The organism is Aeromicrobium endophyticum, assembly GCF_003586285.1.
In the GTDB taxonomy this organism is placed as follows: Bacteria; Actinomycetota; Actinomycetes; order Propionibacteriales; family Nocardioidaceae; genus Aeromicrobium; species Aeromicrobium endophyticum.
Genome location: NZ_QUBR01000001.1, coordinates 1 through 18478 on the forward strand (window position 1 = coordinate 1; position 18478 = coordinate 18478).

At 71.5% G+C, this 18478-nt stretch carries 19 protein-coding genes and 1 pseudogene; 6 read left to right on the forward strand and 14 right to left on the reverse strand.

Features of this window, described 5'->3' with window-relative positions; all coding sequences use genetic code 11:
- Positions 1-288: 288 nt before the first annotated feature.
- Positions 289-390 (forward strand): annotated as a pseudogene (locus DX116_RS20210) (DUF4287 domain-containing protein); the annotation flags it as partial.
- 78 nt (positions 391-468) lie between these two features.
- Here the strand turns inward: DX116_RS20210 and DX116_RS00010 are convergent.
- From DX116_RS00010 to clpS, 5 genes are all read right to left on the reverse strand, one after another.
- On the reverse strand, positions 469-1416 hold the full coding sequence (locus DX116_RS00010; RefSeq protein ID WP_119702214.1) for a PLP-dependent cysteine synthase family protein: 948 nt from the start codon (positions 1414-1416) through the stop codon (positions 469-471).
- A 10-nt stretch (positions 1417-1426) separates the two neighbouring features.
- Positions 1427-1711, reverse strand: coding sequence for a MoaD family protein (locus DX116_RS00015; RefSeq protein WP_119702215.1), 285 nt, complete (start codon positions 1709-1711; stop codon positions 1427-1429).
- Complete coding sequence (locus DX116_RS00020; RefSeq protein ID WP_119702216.1) at positions 1711-2175, reverse strand: Mov34/MPN/PAD-1 family protein; 465 nt, start codon at positions 2173-2175, stop codon at positions 1711-1713. Before DX116_RS00020 ends, DX116_RS00015 begins: the two co-directional genes overlap by 1 nt.
- Positions 2176-2277: 102 nt before the next feature.
- Positions 2278-2868, reverse strand: a complete 591-nt coding sequence (locus DX116_RS00025) for a DUF2017 domain-containing protein (protein WP_119702217.1) — start codon at positions 2866-2868, stop codon at positions 2278-2280.
- Positions 2865-3161, reverse strand: a complete 297-nt coding sequence (gene clpS / locus DX116_RS00030; RefSeq protein WP_119704028.1) for an ATP-dependent Clp protease adapter ClpS — start codon at positions 3159-3161, stop codon at positions 2865-2867. The genes DX116_RS00025 and clpS overlap by 4 nt, the downstream gene beginning before the upstream one ends.
- Before the next feature lie 75 nt (positions 3162-3236).
- Here clpS and DX116_RS00035 point away from each other — a divergent pair, with 75 nt between their 5' ends.
- Genes DX116_RS00035 through DX116_RS00045 form a run of 3 tightly spaced genes read left to right on the forward strand, consistent with a single transcriptional unit; the run spans position 3237 to position 6414 of the window.
- Positions 3237-4544, forward strand: a complete 1308-nt coding sequence (locus DX116_RS00035) for a nicotinate phosphoribosyltransferase (RefSeq protein ID WP_199715867.1) — start codon at positions 3237-3239, stop codon at positions 4542-4544.
- A complete protein-coding gene (locus DX116_RS00040; RefSeq protein WP_119702218.1) occupies positions 4541-5095 on the forward strand; it encodes an isochorismatase family protein in 555 nt (184 codons plus the stop codon). Before DX116_RS00035 ends, DX116_RS00040 begins: the two co-directional genes overlap by 4 nt.
- Positions 5096-5115: 20 nt before the next feature.
- Positions 5116-6414, forward strand: coding sequence for a GNAT family N-acetyltransferase (locus tag DX116_RS00045; RefSeq protein ID WP_119702219.1), 1299 nt, complete (start codon positions 5116-5118; stop codon positions 6412-6414).
- A 25-nt stretch (positions 6415-6439) separates the two neighbouring features.
- Here the strand turns inward: DX116_RS00045 and DX116_RS00050 are convergent, their stop codons facing one another.
- The 7 genes from DX116_RS00050 to DX116_RS00080 form a co-directional block, all read right to left on the reverse strand.
- Positions 6440-9376: an esterase-like activity of phytase family protein gene (locus tag DX116_RS00050; RefSeq protein ID WP_119702220.1), complete on the reverse strand. Its 2937-nt coding sequence runs from the start codon at positions 9374-9376 to the stop codon at positions 6440-6442.
- Between the two features lie 103 nt (positions 9377-9479).
- The gene (locus DX116_RS00055; protein WP_233556512.1) at positions 9480-10508 is read right to left on the reverse strand and encodes an LLM class flavin-dependent oxidoreductase; all 1029 of its coding nucleotides are present in this window, start codon (positions 10506-10508) and stop codon (positions 9480-9482) included.
- Positions 10509-10535: 27 nt separating this feature from the next.
- On the reverse strand, positions 10536-11429 hold the full coding sequence (locus tag DX116_RS00060; protein WP_119702222.1) for an oxygenase MpaB family protein: 894 nt from the start codon (positions 11427-11429) through the stop codon (positions 10536-10538).
- Between the two features lie 53 nt (positions 11430-11482).
- Positions 11483-12427, reverse strand: coding sequence for an alpha/beta hydrolase (locus DX116_RS00065; protein ID WP_233556513.1), 945 nt, complete (start codon positions 12425-12427; stop codon positions 11483-11485).
- Positions 12428-12536: 109 nt separating this feature from the next.
- Entirely contained in the window at positions 12537-14243 is a 1707-nt protein-coding gene (locus DX116_RS00070) for a DEAD/DEAH box helicase (RefSeq protein WP_119702224.1), read from the reverse strand.
- On the reverse strand, positions 14233-14514 hold the full coding sequence (locus DX116_RS00075; RefSeq protein ID WP_119702225.1) for a DUF3039 domain-containing protein: 282 nt from the start codon (positions 14512-14514) through the stop codon (positions 14233-14235). The genes DX116_RS00070 and DX116_RS00075 overlap by 11 nt, the downstream gene beginning before the upstream one ends.
- Before the next feature lie 32 nt (positions 14515-14546).
- Positions 14547-15107, reverse strand: coding sequence for a YqgE/AlgH family protein (locus tag DX116_RS00080; protein ID WP_119702226.1), 561 nt, complete (start codon positions 15105-15107; stop codon positions 14547-14549).
- A gap of 68 nt (positions 15108-15175) precedes the next feature.
- Here DX116_RS00080 and DX116_RS00085 point away from each other — a divergent pair, with 68 nt between their 5' ends.
- Positions 15176-15943, forward strand: coding sequence for a MerR family transcriptional regulator (locus DX116_RS00085; protein WP_119702227.1), 768 nt, complete (start codon positions 15176-15178; stop codon positions 15941-15943).
- A gap of 88 nt (positions 15944-16031) precedes the next feature.
- On the opposite strand, the gene DX116_RS00090 is transcribed toward DX116_RS00085, so the two are convergent.
- On the reverse strand, positions 16032-16547 hold the full coding sequence (locus tag DX116_RS00090) for a hypothetical protein (protein WP_119702228.1): 516 nt from the start codon (positions 16545-16547) through the stop codon (positions 16032-16034).
- Between the two features lie 146 nt (positions 16548-16693).
- On the opposite strand from DX116_RS00090, the gene DX116_RS00095 reads away from it, so the two are divergent.
- Positions 16694-17368, forward strand: coding sequence for a TetR/AcrR family transcriptional regulator (locus DX116_RS00095; protein ID WP_119702229.1), 675 nt, complete (start codon positions 16694-16696; stop codon positions 17366-17368).
- Between the two features lie 34 nt (positions 17369-17402).
- Here the strand turns inward: DX116_RS00095 and DX116_RS00100 are convergent, their stop codons facing one another.
- Positions 17403-18410: a DUF3048 domain-containing protein gene (locus DX116_RS00100; protein ID WP_158591847.1), complete on the reverse strand. Its 1008-nt coding sequence runs from the start codon at positions 18408-18410 to the stop codon at positions 17403-17405.
- Positions 18411-18478 lie beyond the last annotated feature (68 nt).

Genomic DNA, 18478 nt, shown 5'->3' on the forward strand with positions numbered 1-18478 from the left:
CCGACGTCGACCAAGGCGCCGCGGCCGCACGCCTGCTCGTCGAGCGCCTCGGCGAGCCGGGCCAGCCCTCCCCCCCCCCCCCCCCCCCCCCCCCCCCGGGGGGGGCGGGGGGCGGGGGGGGGGGGGGGGGCCCCCAGGCCCGCCCCCCCCCCCCCCCCGGGGTTTCCCGCCCCCCCCCCCCGCCCCCCCCCCCCCCCCCTGACCCCCCCCCCCCCCCCCCCCCCCCCCCCCCGCGAGCTCGTCGACGAGGCTCGGGCCTAGGGCTTCGACGACACGACGAAGTCCGGCGACATCCTCGCCTGGCTCAAAACCGACTACGACCTCGGCCGAGGGCACGGCATGGCGCTGGTGCACGTCATCACATCGGTACCTACGTCACCGCATCGGTGATGACGTCGACACGCGCCCCCTCGGACGTCATCACGTCAGTACCTGCGTCACCGCATCGGTGATGACGTCCTGGCGTCCCTAGGCCCAGAGCTGGCCGTCAAGCTTGTCCTCGGCCTCGTCGAGCGTGCCCTCGTAGGCACCGGTCGACAGGTACTTCCAGCCGCCGTCGCACACGATGAAGACGATGTCGGCCTTCTCGCCCGCCTTGACGCACTTGGCGGCCTGGGCCAGCGCGGCGTGCAGGATCGCGCCGGTCGAGACGCCCGCGAAGATGCCCTCCTGCTCGACCAGCTCGCGCACGCGGCGCACGGCGTCGCGCGGACCGACGGAGAAGCGCGAGTCGATCAGCGAGGCGTCGTAGAGCTCGGGGATGAAGCCCTCGTCGAGGTTGCGCAGCCCGTAGACCAGCTCGCCGTAGCGCGGCTCGGCGGCGACGATGCGCACCTCCGGCTTGTGCTCGCGGAAGAAGCGCCCGGCGCCCATCAACGTGCCGGTCGTGCCGAGGCCGGCCACGAAGTGCGTCACCTCCGGCAGGTCGGCCAGGATCTCGGGGCCGGTGCCCTCGTAGTGCGCATCGGCGTTGGCCGGGTTGCCGTACTGGTAGAGCATGACCCAGTCGGGGTGCTCGGCCGCCAGTCCCTTCGCGACCCGCACCGCCTCGTTGGAGCCACCGGCCGCCGGCGACGGGATGATCTCGGCCCCCCACATCGTCAGCAGCTGCGTGCGCTCGATCGACGTGTTCTCGGGCATGACGCAGATGATGCGGTAGCCGCGCTGGCGGGCGACCATCGCCAACGAGATGCCGGTGTTGCCGCTGGTGGGCTCGAGGATCGTGGCCCCCGGCTGCAGCCGGCCCTCCTTCTCGGCGCGCAGGATCATGCTGAGCGCCGCCCGGTCCTTGATCGACCCGGTCGGGTTGTGGTCCTCGAGCTTGGCCCACAGCCGCACGTCCGGGGACGGCGACAGCGACGGGAGGCCGACGAGAGGCGTCCCGCCGACGGAGTCGATCAGCGAGTCGAAGCGCATGCGGGGCGGATCAGACGCCCGCGGAGCCACCGGCGACGGCCGGCAGGATGACGACGGTGTCGCCGTCGGCGACCGGCGTCTGCAGGTTGCCGGTGAAGCGGATGTCCTCGTCGTTGACGTAGATGTTGACGAAGCGGCGCGCCTCGCCGTTCTCGATCAGGCGCTCCTTGATGCCGGCGTGATCGGCCTCGAGCTGGTCGATGACCTCGGTGACCGTCGACCCGGCGCCGTCGACGACGCGCTCTCCGCCGGTGTACGTGCGCAGGATCGTGGGGATGCGGACCTCGATGGCCATCAGTGCTCTGCCTTCTGTTGGGTGATGGGTGCCTCGTCGTCATAACGGTCGACGACGCGAACTTCTTCCTCGGTGACCTCGCCGTCCACGATGCGGTACGACCGGAAGTCGACCGGGCCACTCTCGTGGGCGCCGTCGCGCGTCGAGACCAGCACGTAGTGGGCCCCGGGCTCTCCGGCGAGGTTGACGTCGGTGCGCGACGGATAGGCCTCGGTGGCGGTGTGCGAGTGGTAGATGACGACCGGGTCCTCGTCGTTGTCGTCCATCTCGCGGTAGAGCCTCAGCAGGTCGCCGGAGTCGAACTCGTAGAACGTCGGCGACATCGCGGCGTTCAGCATCGGGACGTGACGGGCCGGGCGGTCGGAACCGGCGGGCCCGGCGACGACACCGCACGCCTCGTCGGGGTGGTCGCGGCGGGCATGGGCGATGATCGCGTCATGCGTGGCCCGGTCGATGGTCAGCACGCCGCGAGTTTATCGGCTGCACGACGACGCCCGCCGCGCCGGCCGTCCCGCGAGACGCCCCGCCGCCGAACACCACGAGACCGTGGTGTTCCGGCAACGGGCTCAGTCGAGGGCTGCGACCAAGGTCTCCTGGACGTAGCCGAGCCACTCGAAGATGTCGGACATCGCGGCGGTCGCGTCGTCGTCGGACTGCGAGACCTGCTCGGCGTCGTCGTCGGTCTCGATGCCGAGCCGCACCGCCAGCGACAGGCGGACGTCGGTGAGCGCCTTGAGCCACGCCTGCACCTCGGCGTCGTCGAGCTCGACCTCGACCCGGTCGCCGTCGTCGAGCTCGTCGGGCAGCTGGCCGAAGGTCAGGCCGCCGTCGACCAAGGACCCGATGAGCGTCTCGGCGTTGGCGACCTTGGCGGACGTCAGCGAACGCTCGGTGAACCGGCGGAACTCACCCGCGTCGTCGGCGTCGTCGCGGTAGGCGTCGGGCAGCAGTCGCTGCAGAACCGGGTCGTCGGGCGGCAACGACGGCCCGCCCATGCCCAGCTGAGCGGCCAGCGGATCGGCGTGGGACTCCTCGGCTCCGTTGCGGTCGCGCAGCAGCTCGACGACCTGCCCGGCGAGGTTGGCCAGCAGGTGCGCCTCGCCGATCTCGAACGTCGCCGAGATGCCGCCGCGTCGTCGCTTCCTGAAAGGTCTCATGCGTCCTGCCGCTCGAGGGTGGCCCACAGCCCGTACTCGTGCATGGCCTGCACGTGCCGCTCCATCTGCTCGCGCCGTCCGCTCGACACCACGGTCTTGCCGTCGTGGTGCACCTCGAGCATCAGCTCGTGCGCCTTCTCGTCGGTGAAGCCGAAGTACGTGCGGAACACGTAGGCGACGTACGACATGAGGTTGACGGGGTCGTTCCAGACGATCGTGACCCACGGGTCCTCGAGCTCGACGACGTGGTCGACGTCGGGCTCGGCGATCTCGACGGGGGACGTGGTGCTCACGGTCCCATTGTGACCCAGGCTCCTGACACGGCCAACGCCCGCGCCGCCCCCACCGCCCTGTCCTACGCTGAACGGGTGACCGCACCGCGCAGCACCGCCCTGCTGACCGACCGATACGAGCTGACGATGCTGCAGGCGACGCTGCGCGACGGCACCGCCGACCGGCACTCGGTCTTCGAGCTGTTCGCCCGTCGCCTGTCCGGCGGACGCCGCTACGGGGTCGTGGCCGGCATCGGGCGTGCCCTCGACGCGCTCGCCGACTTCCGGTTCGGCGAGGCCGAGCTGGCCTGGCTGCGCGACGAGGACGTCGTCGACGCCGAGACGCTGCAGTGGCTGGCCGACTACCGGTTCTCCGGCTCGATCTGGGGCTACCCCGACGGCGAGGTCTATTTCCCGCAGTCGCCCGTCCTGGTCGTCGAGGGGACGTTCGCCGAGTGCGTCGTGCTCGAGACCCTGCTGCTGTCGGTGCTCAACCACGACTCCGCCATCGCGACCGCCGCGTCGCGCATGGTCACCGCGGCAGCGGGACGTCCGTGCATCGAGATGGGCTCGCGCCGCACCCACGAGGCCTCGGCCGTGGCCGCCGCCCGCGCCGCCTACGTCGCGGGCTTCTCCGCCACGTCCAACCTCGAGGCGGGACGCACCTACGGCATCCCCACCACCGGCACCAGCGCCCACTCGTTCACGCTCCTGCACGACACCGAGCGCGATGCCTTCGAGGCGCAGATCGCGTCGCTCGGCCCAGGCACGACGCTGCTCGTCGACACGTACGACATCCCCGACGCCATCCGCACCGCGGTCGACCTGGCTGGCGCCGAGCTCGGCGGCGTCCGCCTCGACTCCGGAGACCTCGTGTCGCTGGCCCACACGGTGCGCAAGCAGCTCGACGACCTCGGTGCCACCTCGACCCGCATCACTGTCACGAGCGACCTCGACGAGCACGCCATCGCGGCGCTCGCCGTCGCGCCGGTCGACGGCTACGGCGTCGGCACCTCGCTCGTCACGGGGTCGGGTGTCCCCACCAGCGGCTTCGTCTACAAGCTGGTGTCGCGCGCCGGCGACGACGGCGAGATGGTGCCGGTCGCCAAGAAGAGCCAGGACAAGGTGTCGGTGGGCGGGCGCAAGCACGCCCTGCGCCGCCTCGACGCGACGGGCCGCGCCCAGGCCGAGGTGCTCGGCATCGGCGCCGCGCCGCGGCACGACGGGGACGACCGGCCGCTGCTGGTCGAGCTGGTGCGTGACGGCGAGCGCGTGCACGACGAGCCGCTCGAGGCGGCCCGCGACCGCCTGCAGTCGGCGCTCCGCGAGCTCCCGGCGGCCGCGCGCCAGCTGTCGAAGGGCGACCCGGTCCTCGACACGATCTACGAGCAGGAGACCCCATGACCACCGCACTCGTCGTCGTCGACGTCCAGAACGACTTCTGCGAGGGCGGCTCGCTCGCCGTCGTCGGCGGCACGAAGGTCGCCGAGGACGTCGCCGCGCTCATCGCGTCCGGCACGTACGACACCGTCGTCGCGACCCGCGACCACCACATCGACCCCGGCACGCACTTCTCCGAGACACCCGACTTCGTCGACTCGTGGCCTCGCCACTGCGTCGTCGGCACCGAGGGCGAGAAGCTGCGCGCACCTCTCGAGCCGGGCCTGTTCGACGAGACGTTCTTCAAGGGCGAGTACGAGGCCGCCTACTCCGGCTTCGAGGGCTCCTCGGCCTCGGGCACGGGCCTGGCCGACTGGTTGCGTCAGCACGGCGTCGACGCGATCGACGTGTGCGGCATCGCCACCGACCACTGCGTCCGGGCGACCGCCCTCGACGGGGCCCGTGAGGGCTTCGCGGTGCGGGTGCTCGAGTCCCTGACGGCCGCGGTCTCGCCCGACGGGCTCGAGCCGGTCCGCCACGAGTGGGCGCAGGCAGGCGTCACGCTGGCCGAGTGAGGTCGTCGTAGGTTGGTTCGGTGACCTCATCCCACCTCGACCTCCCCATCGACGAGACCTCCCGCGCACGCCTCGCCGAGCAGGGCCTCGACCTGCGCGTCGTCGACACGAGCGACGCGGCCGAGCACACCGCGTGGTCGGACGCCGTCAACCGTGGATTCCTCGGACCCGCCGCGCCGGCCGAGCAGACCGAGGCACGCCGCGCCCACGTGCAGCACGACCGTCTGGTCGGCGTGTACGACCCCACCGCCGCCGTGCCGGCCGAGCCGGTCGCCACGACGCACTGCTGGCCCGCCGAGCTGACCCTGCCCGGTGCCCGGACGGTCACGTCGTGGGCCATCAGCGGCGTCACGGTCTCGCAGACGCATCGCCGCCGCGGCATCGCCCGCGCCCTGATCGAGGCTGAGCTGCGCACGGCGGTGTCGCTGGGCCTGCCGATCGCGATGCTGACGGTGTCGGAGTCCACGATCTACGCCCGCTTCGGCTTCTCCCCCGCGGCCCTCGCCCGCAACCTGACCGTCTCGACACGGCGAGTCCGCTGGACGGGCCCCGAGCCCACCGGTCGCGTGCACCACGTCACGCCCGAGCAGCTGCGCGACCAAGGCCACCCGATCGTCGAGCGGGTGCGGGCGACGCTCCCCGGTGACGTGGGCTACGCCGCCACCAGCAACTTCTGGCTGCGGCAGATCGGGCTCGGCATCGGCGACGACAACGCCAAGAACCTGCGCCTCGTCCGCTACGACGACATCGCTGGCACGCCGCAGGGCTTCGCCGTCTACCAGCTGGTCGAGGACGAGGCCGACTTCAGCAACCACACCCTCAAGCTGCACACCCTCGTCGCCGCGACGACCGACGCCTACGCCGGCCTGTGGCGCTTTGTGCTCGAGATGGACCTGGTCGCGACCGTCACGGCCCACCTCCGCCCGGTCGACGAGCCGCTGCGGTGGATGATCGACGACTTCCGCGCCGTGCACGTCGACGAGGTCGACCACCTGTGGGTGCGCGTGCTCGACGTGGCCACCTCGCTGCGGTCCCGCACGTACGCGGCACCGGGACGGGTCGTCCTCCGCGTCGACGACCCGCTGGGCCTCGCCGCTGGGACGTTCGCCCTCGACGTCGACGCCGCCGGTCAGGCCACCGTCGCCGTCACCGACGACGCACCCGACGCCACCGTCACCGTGAACGCGCTCGGATCGCTGCTGCTGGGCGGCGTCAGCGCCCGCACGCTGACGGCGGCGGGCTCGGTGTCCGGAGACGCCGAACGGCTCGACGAGATGTTCCGCTCCCCCGTCGAGCCGTTCCTCAGCACCTGGTTCTAGCGACTGTCGCCCCCGATCGGGAGCGTCACCGGCGCACCCGCACCGTGTCGACCTTGGACGTCGACGGCGCAGCCACGTCCGAGCCGACGTAGTACGCCTTCAGGGTGCGGCGCCCCGTCTTCGTCAGCTTGACCGTCACCGACCGGGTCGCGCCGCTGACGTGGAACGTCTTGACGACGCGCGAGCCGTCCTTGATCTGCACGCGTCCCGTCGGCGTGAAGCCGGCGCCGACGACGCGGACCTTGGCCGTCACCTTCTGACCCTTGCGCGCCGACGTCTTGGCGATCGACAGCGACGTCGAGGTGCCGCCCTTGGCCACCGTCAGCGTGACCGGCGCGCTCGTGCCCGCACCGGCCCGGGCGTCGCCGGTGTACTCGGCGACCAACCGCCGGGTCCCGACGCGCAGCCCGCTGAGCGTCACCTGGGCCGATCCGCCCTCGACGGTCGCCCGGCCGACGACCGTGCCGCCGTCGGTGATGCGCACGGTCCCCGACGGGACCACACCGGCACCGCCGGTCACCTTCACGGTGGCCGTCGGCTTCTCGCCGTAGGCCGCCGCCCCGCTCGGCAGCGACAAGGTCGTCGTGCTGCTCAGACGGTCGGCGAAGACGTCGGTGGCCCGGCCGAGTCGCATAAAGACCGTCTCGCCGGTGGCGTCCTTGAGCCCGTCGTTGTCGGTGACGCCGTACAGCGCACCGTCGGCGGCGATCGTGAAGCCCTCGAGCTTCTCCTGCGTCCAGCCGTTCGTGGCGCGCAGCGCCGGCAGGACGTCGAGCGCGAGCCTCTTGGTCAGGATCGGCAGCTCGTCGCCCTTCGGGTCCGTCGCCGGCATGTCGACGGTGTAGATGCGCTTGTTGCGGGCGCTGGGGCCGTTCAGCTTGTCGCGCTCGACGACCGCGAAGGTGTCGTCGTCGACCGCGGTGATCTCGGACAGCCCCACCCAGTCGTTGCCGTCGCGCTTGGGGCTCTCCAGCTCGTAGCCGAACCAGTGCCAGCTCTTGTCGGCCACGTCGTAGCGACCGATCCGCACGATGTTGTCGCCGTCGACGGTCTCGGTCTGGTCCTTGACGTCGGTCCACAGCTGACGCTGCAGCGCCACGAACACGTGCTCACCGCGCGCGTCGTTGGTCGCCGTGACGCCCTCGAGACCCCAGTTCTTGACGTGGTCGGTGATGGACGTCGGCAGCTGGACGGTCTCCTGGATCGCGCCGGCGGCGTCGGTGCGGTGCAGCACGTTCTCGGCGCCCGTCGCACCTTCGTTGGCGAGCCAGAACCCGCCCTGCGGGCGCGCGAACAGCCGCTCGATGTCGAGGTTGGCCCCGGCGCCGCCCTTCGTGACGGTGAGCGCCGACGTGATGCGGGCCGGCTTCCGGGTGACGTCGACGGTGAAGATCTGGCCGGGCTTGAGCACCGTGTCGGCGGCCGCGTAGATCGTGCCGGCGTCGCCCGGCTTGGCGCTCAGCGCGCCCAGGGCGCTCCAGCCGACGGGCTGGCCGTCGACGTCGTCCGACACGATCGACGGGAACGTGTCCGGCCCGTCACCGAGCTCGAACAGGCTCACGCTCGCGCGCACGTTGGAGGCGGGCACGTCGGTCTCGCTCGACACCGCGAGCAGGTTGCGTCCGGGGATGGGCAGGATGCCCTCGGGGCCGTTGGTGGCCGGCAGCAGCTGCTTGAACACGGGTGCCGACGGGTCGCTGATGTCGTACGCCGCGACGAAGTTGCTGCGCTCGGAGCCGACGAAGGCGTACTTCGTGCCGCCGACCGTGGCGATCGCCAGCCCCTCGGCCTCCGGGCCCTTCTTGGCCGCCCGGTCGTCGTTGTAGAGGCCGTGCGCGACCGCCAGCTTCTCGAAGCTGCTGCCGGCGTCCCAGGTCACGCTGCCGTCGACGGTGCTGAACACCGACCAGCCGCGCGTGCCGCCCTTCCAGTCGCCCTCGTTGGCCGTCGCGACGTGCGTGTCGTCGACCCAGCCGATCGCGTCGGGCTCGCGGACGACGCCGGTCAGCGAGTCGGTCAGCGAGATCTTGCCGTCCTTCTTGGTGTCGAATCCCGTCGCCGTGACCGAGCCGGCCGAGAAGACCTTCTCGATCGCACGGCTGGGCAGGTCGATCACGACGATGCCGTTGTTCTCCTGCAGCGTCAGGGCCAGCTTGTTCTTGCTGTTGATCGAGACGTACTCGGGCTCGGGGTCGGTCGGCTCGACGATCTTGGCGTCGACGAACGACGGCAGTGCGGTGCCGTCGGGGTTGACCAGGTCGATCCTGCTGGGCTTCCAGGTGGTGGGCGCGCCCTGAAGGTCGACGACCTGCACGAAGCCGGCCGGCAGCTGCGGCAGGTCGCCCTTCTGCTTGCCCGCCGGCGCGAGCTCCTCGTTGCGCTGGTTCTCCATCGCGATCGCGACGTACTTCTCGTCGGGGCTGACGTCGATCGAGTCCGGCTGCCCGTCGAGCGGGATGCTGGCGACGCGCTTGGAGTCGGCCAGGCGCACGACGTCGAGACGTCCGGACGGCTCGGTGAAGCTCGCGCTGGTGTCGACCACCACGAGGACGTAGGTGCCGACCACGGCCACCGAGGTGGGCTGGTCGTCGGTGTCGCCGAGCTGCGCCAGCGAGAGGCTGCCGGCGCCCTCGGGCGCCTTCGGGTCGCTGATGTCGAGGAAGCCGATCCGCTTGCCGAGCGCATCGGTGTAGACCAGCGTCCTGCCGTCCTTGGAGACGTCGGAGATCTCGGCGACGGTCTCGGACGACGCGCTGACGTCCTTCGGCAGGTTCTTGTAGACCGGGTACGTGGCGGTGCGGTGGAAGCTCTTCTCGGCTCCGTCGTCGGCGGACGCCTGCGTGACGGGGACGACGGCGGCGGCGAGGGCCCCGGCGACCACGCCGACGAGGGCCGGGCGACTCACCGAGCGGACGACGGACGAGAGCCGGGACGGGCGCGGCTGGGGGGAGGCATGCGACATGGTCAGACCATGTCGGCACCGACCGTCCGCGCGCCCACCAGCGGGTGAACAGCCGTCGACAGGACGTCGACGACTCGGCGCAGCACCGTGATGTCGACGAGCGCTACGCCAGCAGCTCCTTGGCCAGCAGCTCGAGCGTGCGCTCGCGGCCCGGGGCCGTGTGCGGATCGGTGCCCTGGTGCGCCGAGGCGATCGGGTTGACCATGACCTCGTCGACGCCGAACTGGTCGGCCAAGCGCCGCAGCTGGTCGGCGGCGTCGGCCGGCGTGCCCACGACGGCGCGCGCGTACCCGTCGTCGATGATCGCCTGCAGCTGCGGATGGGTGGGCTTGGCCTGGGCGTCCTCGACCGTCGAGAGTGCCGTGAGCGGCTGACCCGTGCGCAGCTGCGACATCATCTGCATGTTGGGCAGCGCGAGCGCCCTCGCCTCGTCGTCGGTGTCGGCGACGGCCGCGTTCACCGTGAGGAACGTGACGGGCTCGGGGGCCAGGTCGCTGGGACGGAACTCCGAGCGGTACACCTCGAGCGCCTCGGCCGTGCCGTGACCCGAGAAGTGGTGGGCGAACACGTAGGGCAGGCCCTTCGCCGCGGCGAGGTGCGCCGAGTACATCGACGAGCCCAGCAGCCACATCCGCGGCTCGGAGGCGGCGGCCGGCGTGGCCTTCAGGATGTACTCCTGTCGCGGCACCGCGACCCGCACGCCGTCGGCGCCCATCAGCGCGACGACGTCGTCCAGGTACTGCGGGAAGTTCTCGATGTCGGTGTCGTCGCGGCCGGCCGCACCACGCAGCGCCATCGACGTCACGGGGTCGGAGCCGGGCGCGCGACCGATGCCGAGGTCGATGCGACCCGGCGTCGCGGCCTCGAGCAGCGCGAACTGCTCGGCTACCGCCAGGGGCGCGTGGTTGGGCAGCATCACCCCTCCGGAGCCCAGCCGGATGCGATCGGTGTGCGCGCCGAGGATGCCGATCAGCACCGGCGGGGACGTCGCCGCGACCGCAGGCATGTTGTGGTGCTCGGCGACCCAGAAGCGGGTGAAGCCGGCGCGATCGGCGACCTGGGCCAGGGCGATCGACGACGCGACGGCGTCACCGGTCGTCTGGTCGGAGCGGACGGGGACGAGATCGAGCACGGAGAGCCTCACCTCGAGGTCAACGCGTCATCGCGCGATTCCCTTCCCCGCAGCCTGCGCGGCCTGCTCTGCCGGCTCGTCCGGGAACGTCCCGAGGTGCTCGACCAGGAAGCCGCCCGGGTACGAGCGGACGCGATGGGTGTCGCTCAGGCGGGACGGTCGCCGCCGCGGCGGCAGCAGGCGCACGAGTCGGCCTCGGGCCACCAGCGAGCCGTGCGCCAGCGCTGACATCGCTCGCGACGGACGGGGATAGCCGAACGTCTCGCGCAGGTGGTCGTCGAGCAGGGCGATCGCGAAACGTCGCATGGCCCGTCGGAGCGGCCGCGGGTAGAAGGTGACGAACAGGTCGAGCGTCGAGTCGGCGACGGCCCGCGCCTTGGGGTCGAAGACGTACGTCTCGCGCTCGTAGGCATCCATCAGGTCGGAGAACCCCTGGTAGTCGGCGGGGACGTCCGCGATGCCCATCAGCGCGCCGAGCCGCTGGTAGTAGCGCACCCCCGCGATGCGCTCGGCGTCCAGGAGGGGGCGCCAGCCGTAGCGCTCGATCCAGCGCACGGGCGTCACGACGAAGGTGGCCAGCACGTAGCGCATGTCGTCGTTCGAGATGTCGTAGCGGCCGTGCATCTGGTTCATGCGCCGCACGCCTGCGCGGCCCTGCGGCGACTCCATCCCCTCGGCGGCGATGGTCTCGAGGATGATCACGGTGTCGTCGTGGCGCTTCTGCACCGCGCCCGTGAACTCGCCCGTGTCGTGCAGCAGCCGCCCGATCGTCGGCACGGCGTACGTGCGGAACAGGGCGAAGCTCAGAGCCTGCTGGGAGTCCCAGGCGAACTCGTGCATCGCGGTGATCCGCGCGATCTGCTCGTACTCGCTGTCGGGGTCGAGCCGTGCGATCTGCTGCTGCCAGTGACGTCGCCTCATGCCCGGACACTACCGTGACAGTGGCACTGTCACAATGCCTCGAGCGGATCGGCTCAGAGCACCTCGCGCAGGAAGTCGACGATGTCGTCGAGCGCCCGGCCCGACACCGGGACGACGCCGGGCAGGCTCATGAAGCCGTGGATCGCGCCGTCGTACTCGACGTAGCGCACCGGCACGCCCGCCTCGACGAGGGCGTCCCGGTAGCGGCTGCCGTTGTCGAGCAGGGGGTCCTGCTCGGCGGTCAGGATGAAGGCCTTCGGCAGGTCGGCGTGCGACGTCGCCCGGATCGGCGAGGCGCGGAAGTCCTCCGTGCCGTAGGCGTCGCCGAGGTACAGCCGTGCGAAGGCCCGCATGTTGGCCGACGTGAGCACGGGCGCGTCGGCGTTGCGGTCCTCGGACGGCCACCGGTCGTACATCTCGACCCCCGGGTAGATCAGCACCTGGGCACGGATCGAGGGACCGCCGGCGTCGCGCGCGAGCAGCGACACGACGGCCGCGAGGTTGCCACCGGCGCTGTCGCCCATCACGGCGAGTCGCTGGGGGTCGATGCCCAGGTCGCCCGCGTGCTCGACGACCCAGGCCAGGCTGTCGCGCGCGTCGTCGACCCCGGCCGGGAACGGAGCCTCCGGGGCCAGCCGGTAGGCCGGCGACACCACGACCACCCGGTTGCGCACCGCGATGCGGCTGGCGAGCCAGGCCGACTGCTCCGGATTGCCCTGCACCCATCCGCCGCCGTGGAAGTTCACGACGCACGGCAACGGCCCGATCGCGTCCTTCGGTCGGTGCACCAGGGCCCGCTCCCCCGTGCCGAGCACGATCTCGTCGACGGACGCCGCGGGGTCGGGCCGGCCGAAGATCAGCCCGCCGATCGCCGACCGCTGCAGCTTCGCACGCTTGGCACGGTGGGCGGGCAGGTCGGCGACCTCCTCGATGCCGGTCTCGGTCAGCTTGAGCAGGCGTCCGAAGATGCGGGTGCGCAGGGCCATCGAAGAGGTCACGGCTGGGAGCCTAGCCCGGGGTGCCCGCCGAACGGTGATCTCTCCACCGCAAGAGGCGCCCAATCGTCCCGGACGGTGGCAGATCCACCGCGCCGGGCGGAGGGTCGGCCTAGCCCGAGGCCTTCAGCGCCCAGGTGCGGATGGCGTCGATGCGCGCCTGCAGCTGCTCGGTCGAGGCCTGCGCCGCCGCCGGCCCGCCGCACTGGGCCCGCAGGCGACTGTGGGTCACGCCGTGCGGAGCACCCGTGCGGTGGTGCCACGCCCCCACGAGGGCCTGCAGCTCGCGCCGCAGCTCGCCGCGCTTCTCGAAGGCGACGTCGGCAGCGGGCTCGTCCGAGGCGGGTGTCGCGCTGGCCTTGTCACGGGCCCGCTTGGCGCGCGAGGTGCGCAGCAGCTCGGCGACCTGGCTCGGGTCGAGCAGACCGGGGATGCCGAGGAAGTCGAGCTCGCCCTCGTCGTCGGACAGCGAGTCGTAGCCGAACTCGCCGCCGTCGTAGACCAGGCGGTCGAAGTCGGCGTCGCTGGCCAGCGCCCGGTACTCGCCCAGCAGGTTCTCGGACGCCCCTTGGTCCTCCTGCGCCTTGGCGATCAGCTCGGCCTCGGCGGCGAACAGGTCGTCCTCGTCCTTGACGGGCCGGCCGACGACGTGGTCGCGCTGGGTCTCGAGGTCGGAGGCCAGCGCCAGCAGCCGGGGCACGCTCGGCACGAAGATGGACGCCGTCTCGCCCTTGCGGCGGGCCCGGACGAAGCGGCCGACGGCCTGCGCGAAGTACAGCGGCGTGGACGTCGTGGTGGCGTAGACGCCGACCGACAGGCGCGGGATGTCGACGCCCTCGCTGACCATGCGGACCGCGACCATCCACGGGTCCATGCCCGCCGAGAACTCGGCGATCTTGGCGCTGCTGCCCGCCTCGTCGGAGAGCACCACGGTGGGCGTGGTGCCGGTGATCTCGGCCAGCACGCCGGCGTAGGCGCGGGCGCTGTCCTGGTCGCTGGCGATGACCAGCCCGCCGGCGTCCGGGACGTGGCGGCGGACCTCGCCCAGACGCGTGTTGGCCGCCGTGAGCACCTCGGGGATCCACGAGCCGTTGGGGTCGAGCGCGGTGCGCAGCGCCTGCGCCGTGGCCGCGCGGTCGAGCGGCTCGCCGAGCCGTGCGGCGACCTCGTCGCCGGCCCGCGTGCGCCAGTGCATCTGACCCGAGTAGGCCATGAACAGCACGGGCCGCACGACGCCGTCCTTGAGCGCGTGGCCGTAGCCGTACGAGTAGTCGGCGATGCTGACCTTCGAGCCGTCGGTCTGCGGCGCGTAGGTGACGAACGGGATGGGGTTGTCGTCGGAGCGGAACGGCGTGCCCGTCAGCGCGAGACGACGGACGGCGGGCTCGCAGGCCTCCTGCACGCCGTCGCCCCAGGTGAGGGCGTCGCCGGCGTGGTGGACCTCGTCCATGATGACCATCGTCGCGCGGTGCTCGATGCGGTTGCGGTAGGCGTTGGGGTTGACCGCGATGCCCGCGTAGGTGACCGCGAAGCCCTGGAACCCCGACCCCAGCACGCCGCGGCTGGGCAGCGTCGGGTCGATCGCGATGCCGATGCCGGCCGCCGCGAGGGCCCACTGGGTCTTGAGGTGGTCGGTCGGCGTGACGATGACGATGCGCTCGACCACACCGCGGGCGAGCAGGTCGGCAGCGATCGTCAGCGCGAAGGTCGTCTTGCCGGCGCCGGGCGTGGCGACAGTCAGGAAGTCACTCGGCTGCTTGCGCTGGTAGAGGTCGAACGCCTCTTGCTGCCAGACCCGGAGGTGCTGGCTACGCGTCACCCGAGCCGTCCCCCTCGTCGCCCTTGTCCATGCTCTCCCAGATGTCCTTGCACTCGGGGCAGACCGGGAACCGCTGAGGATCGCGGCTGGGCGTCCAGACCTTGCCGCACAGGGCGATGACCGGCGTTCCCATGACCATCGCCTCGGTCAGCTCGTCCTTCGGGACGTAGTGCGAGAACTTCTCGTGATCGCCCTCCTCGGTGCGCTGGTCGACGCGCTCGTCGGTGCGCTCGTCGAGAGCCGTCTGCGAACCACGCTGGAAGAAAGCCACGTCGGAAGTCTAACGACCCGGAGCCGTCCCTCCTAGTTGGCCGAGGGGTCGTCGGGGAACGTCGTCCAGAACCTGACGTCGCCGGCCTGGCGTCGCAGCACCTCGCGCCACAGCTGCTCGGGACGAGGCGAGATGAGATCGCTGTCGAGCGCGTCGGCGACCAGCCACGCCCCCTCGTCGAGCTCGCCGGCCAGCTGCCCCGGGCCCCATCCGGCGTACCCGGCGAACACTCTCAGGCCCACCAGCGTGCGGTCGCCGGGCACGGGACCCTCGAGGTCGACCAGCCCGACCCGGCCCGTCATGTGGCGCCACCCCGGGGGCGGCCCGGTCTCGCTCGTCGTGTCGGCGACCAGGCCGAGCGCCAGTGCGGAGTCGACGCCGACGGGGCCGCCGTCGAACAGGCAGCCGGGCGCGTTGACCAGACCGATCCATCCCGGCAGGACGTCCTCGACGTCGGACGGCAGGGGCCGGTTGACGATGACGCCGAGCGTGCCGTCGGCGTCGTGGTCGAGCACGAACACGACGCTGCGCAGGAACGGACCCGACTCGATCACCGGGGTGGCCACCAGCAGGCGGCCGCTGAGCTCCTCCATGGCTCCCATCATGCCCCCGCCGCGACGGTTCGCGCGGCGGGAACCGGCGTCCGGCCTATGATTCGTGCATGCCCGCCGAACCCGCAGCCGCCGACGCGACAGCTCCCGAGGAGTTCACGGTCGACGAGCTGGCGTCCCGGGCGCAGATGACGGTGCGCAACGTGCGGGCCTACGCCGGTCGCGGCCTCATCGACGCGCCTCGGCTCGTCGGGCGCACGGGCTACTACAACCGCGAGCACCTGCAGCGGCTGCAGCTCATCCGTCAGCTGCTCGAGCGCGGCTTCACGCTCGCCGCGATCGAGAAGGCCGTGCAGAGCACGCCCCAGGGCGCGGCCGGCCACACGCTCGACCTCATGACGATCCTCGACCTGCCCGAGGAGGACGAGGCCGAGGTCATGGCCCGCGACGATCTCGCGGCACTCGCGGGCGTCGCCCGCGACGCGACGCTGATCGAGTCGTTGGTCGAGCTGGGGCTGGTCGAGGCGCTCGACGGCGACCGCGTGCGACTGGTCGAGCCGGCCGTCGTGCGGGCCGGCGCCGCCGCCGTGACGATGGGCCTCGCGCCGGCGACCGTCATCGGCCTCTTCCCGACCCTGCAGACGCACCTGCGGGCCATCACCGACACCTTCGTGCGCGATGTCGTCAACGAGCTGATCCAGCCGTTCATCGACGCAGGATTCCCCGAGGACGACTGGGACCGCATCCTGTCGTTGGTCGACGGCCTGCTGCCGATCGCCAGCCAGGTCACGCTGGGTGTCTTCCGCAGCGAGTTCCGCCAGTCGATCGACACCGAGATCGGCGAGCAGATCACCGGCCTGGCCTCGCAGCAGCGATAGCAGCCGGCCCGCGACGCGCGAATCCCCGCCCGGCACGTGGGAGGGAGGGAGCAGTGCCGGACGGGGACGAATGGGGGGCGCAGCCGCCTCAGGCGGCGATGGCGCTGCGCAGACGGGCGATGATGCCCGGGCGCGGGACCTCGACGACAGGTGCGGGCGGCAGGGCCGCCAGCTCGTCGCGCGCGGACTCCTGAATGCGACGGCCGTGGCTGGTCAGCTCGGGGCTGCTGGACGGCACCCCCGCCGACATGGCCAGGTAGGCCTGCTCCTTGGCGACGGCCTTGCGCAGGGCCGGGGCGTCGCGGTGCGCGTCGAGCAGGGCGCGGGCACCAGGCATCTGGGCGGCCGCGCTGACCCAGGCCGTCACCGGCACGAGCTCGGGCGACTCGGTCTCGTCGGCCAGGAGCCGGTCCATCTGGCCTCCGAGCCGCTGGAACCAGGCCATCTGCAGGTCGAACAGGGCGTCGGTCTCGGTCGGGAACGCCTCACGGGCGTCGGTCACGGTGTCGAGCAGCTCGGCGAGGGTCACGTCGGGGCGCCGGTCGGCGACCGCGAGCATCTCGCGAAGAACGTTCTTGCGACGGTGGTAAGCATCCCAGGTCATGGTGTGCTCCTTTCTGGTCCGTCGATCAGGGTGCGAGGTGACATACCCTCGGTACGTACTCTCAGTATGTTGTCTGGATCGCCCTACGGCAAACCGCTGCTATGTGATTCGGCGCACGAGAGCGGCGTCACCGTAGACTTGGGCTCATGTCCCACCCCGCACGCGTGACCAAGAACGTCCTGCGCACCGCCCGCAAGACCACCAAGACCTCACGCCGGCAGGACTACTCGTCCAGCACCAAGCGCGCTCTGCTCGACAGCGCCACGACCCTGTTCACCGATCACGGGTACGCCGGCACGTCCCTCGACGAGGTGGTCGCTGCCGCCCGCGTCACCAAGGGCGCGTTGTACCACCACTTCCCCAGCAAGCTGGCCCTGTTCGAGAACGTCTTCCTGCGCGTCCAGGAGGAGACGACCACCGAGATCGGTCGTGCCATCAACACCTCGAAAGATCCCTGGGAGCGAGCGCAGACCGGTCTCGAGAAGTTCCTCGAGGTCTGCCGCCAGCCCGAGTTCCGTCGCATCTGCATGCAGGAGGGACCCGTCGCCCTCGGCCACGAGCGGTGGCAGGAGGCCGAGAAGGCCTCGTCGTACGGCATCGTCCAGGGCATCGTCGAAGAGCTGCTGGCCGATCTCGGCAGCGGCGCCGACCAGCTCGGCGAGGCGTTCACGGCCGTGTTCTACGGCGCGATCCGCTCGGCGTCCGAGTACGTCTCGGACGCCGAGGATCCCGATGCCGCCAGCGACGACGTGCAGGCCACGATCGGCGCCCTGCTGACCGGCCTGCGGCTCATGCCGCCGTTCGACGAGCCGGCCGCCTGAGCGGTGCCCGACCGGTCAGCCTGGCGCTCTGCCGTCAGCCGAGCGTGACCGAGCCTGCGCCCTTGGGCACCAGCTCGATGAAGACCTTGCCCGGGTCGATCGTGTAGTCCGAACCGTCGCTCGCGGTGAACGTCAGCGCCTTGTTGAGGCTCGGCTTCTTCCAGGTCACCGTGTCGACCTGGCCGCCGTGGAACACCATCGCCTCGCCCTCGCCCTTGAACACCGTCTCGGGCACGGGGTTGCCGGCGGGGTCGGTGTAGCCGGCGTCGCCGACGCGGGCGAACACCACGATCATGGTGTCGGCCTTGAAGTCCTTGCCCGGGGCGGCGTGCCCGTTGGTACGCACCCACTGCTCGCCGTCGAGCTTCCAGGAGGTCGACGTCGAGTTCGAGAAGCGGACCGTCGCGGCCTGGGCCGGCTTGCCGGTGGCCGCGCTCGGCGCCGCGCCCGCCTTCGTGAACGGCAGGTACGAGCGCTTGACCTTGCTGCCCTTGGCCTCCTTGGCCACGGTCTTGAGGTTGATCAGCCGGTTGTACGGGCGGTACTTGGCCGGGTCGCTGCTGAACCCGGGCGAGCCGGCGTCCTCGGAGAAGACCGTGATGCCGCCCTTCTCGACCTTGTTGTAGGCGCCGGCGGCACCGCCCGACGCGACGAGCTGGCCCCCGACCGGGCCGGCGATGCCGATGTCGCTGGTGCGCAGCGAGCGCACGTGGCCGACCTTCGACGGGATGCTGGAGTAGAAGAACGCCGCCAGGCGCGTCAGGCCGCCCTCGACGAGCTCCTCGAGCACCAGGTCTGCCTTGTCGAGGCCGTACTGCGGCGCGCCCGCCGAGGTGTTCTCGATCTTGACGACGAACACGGGGTTGCCGGGACGTCCCTTGCGCATCTCGAGACCCGTCAGCGGCGACGTCGGCACGACCGGGGCCGCCGGGGAGGCGGTCGCGTCGGGGGCATCGGCCTTCTTGGTGTCGTCGGACGACGACGAGCAGGCGGTCAGGGTCAGGGCAGCGGCGGACACCGCCGCGATCATGCGCAGCTTCATGACGGCCAGCATGCCTCACCGAGGTGCTGTCGCAGCGGTGCCACTCCTGACGACGACCAGCCGTCTGC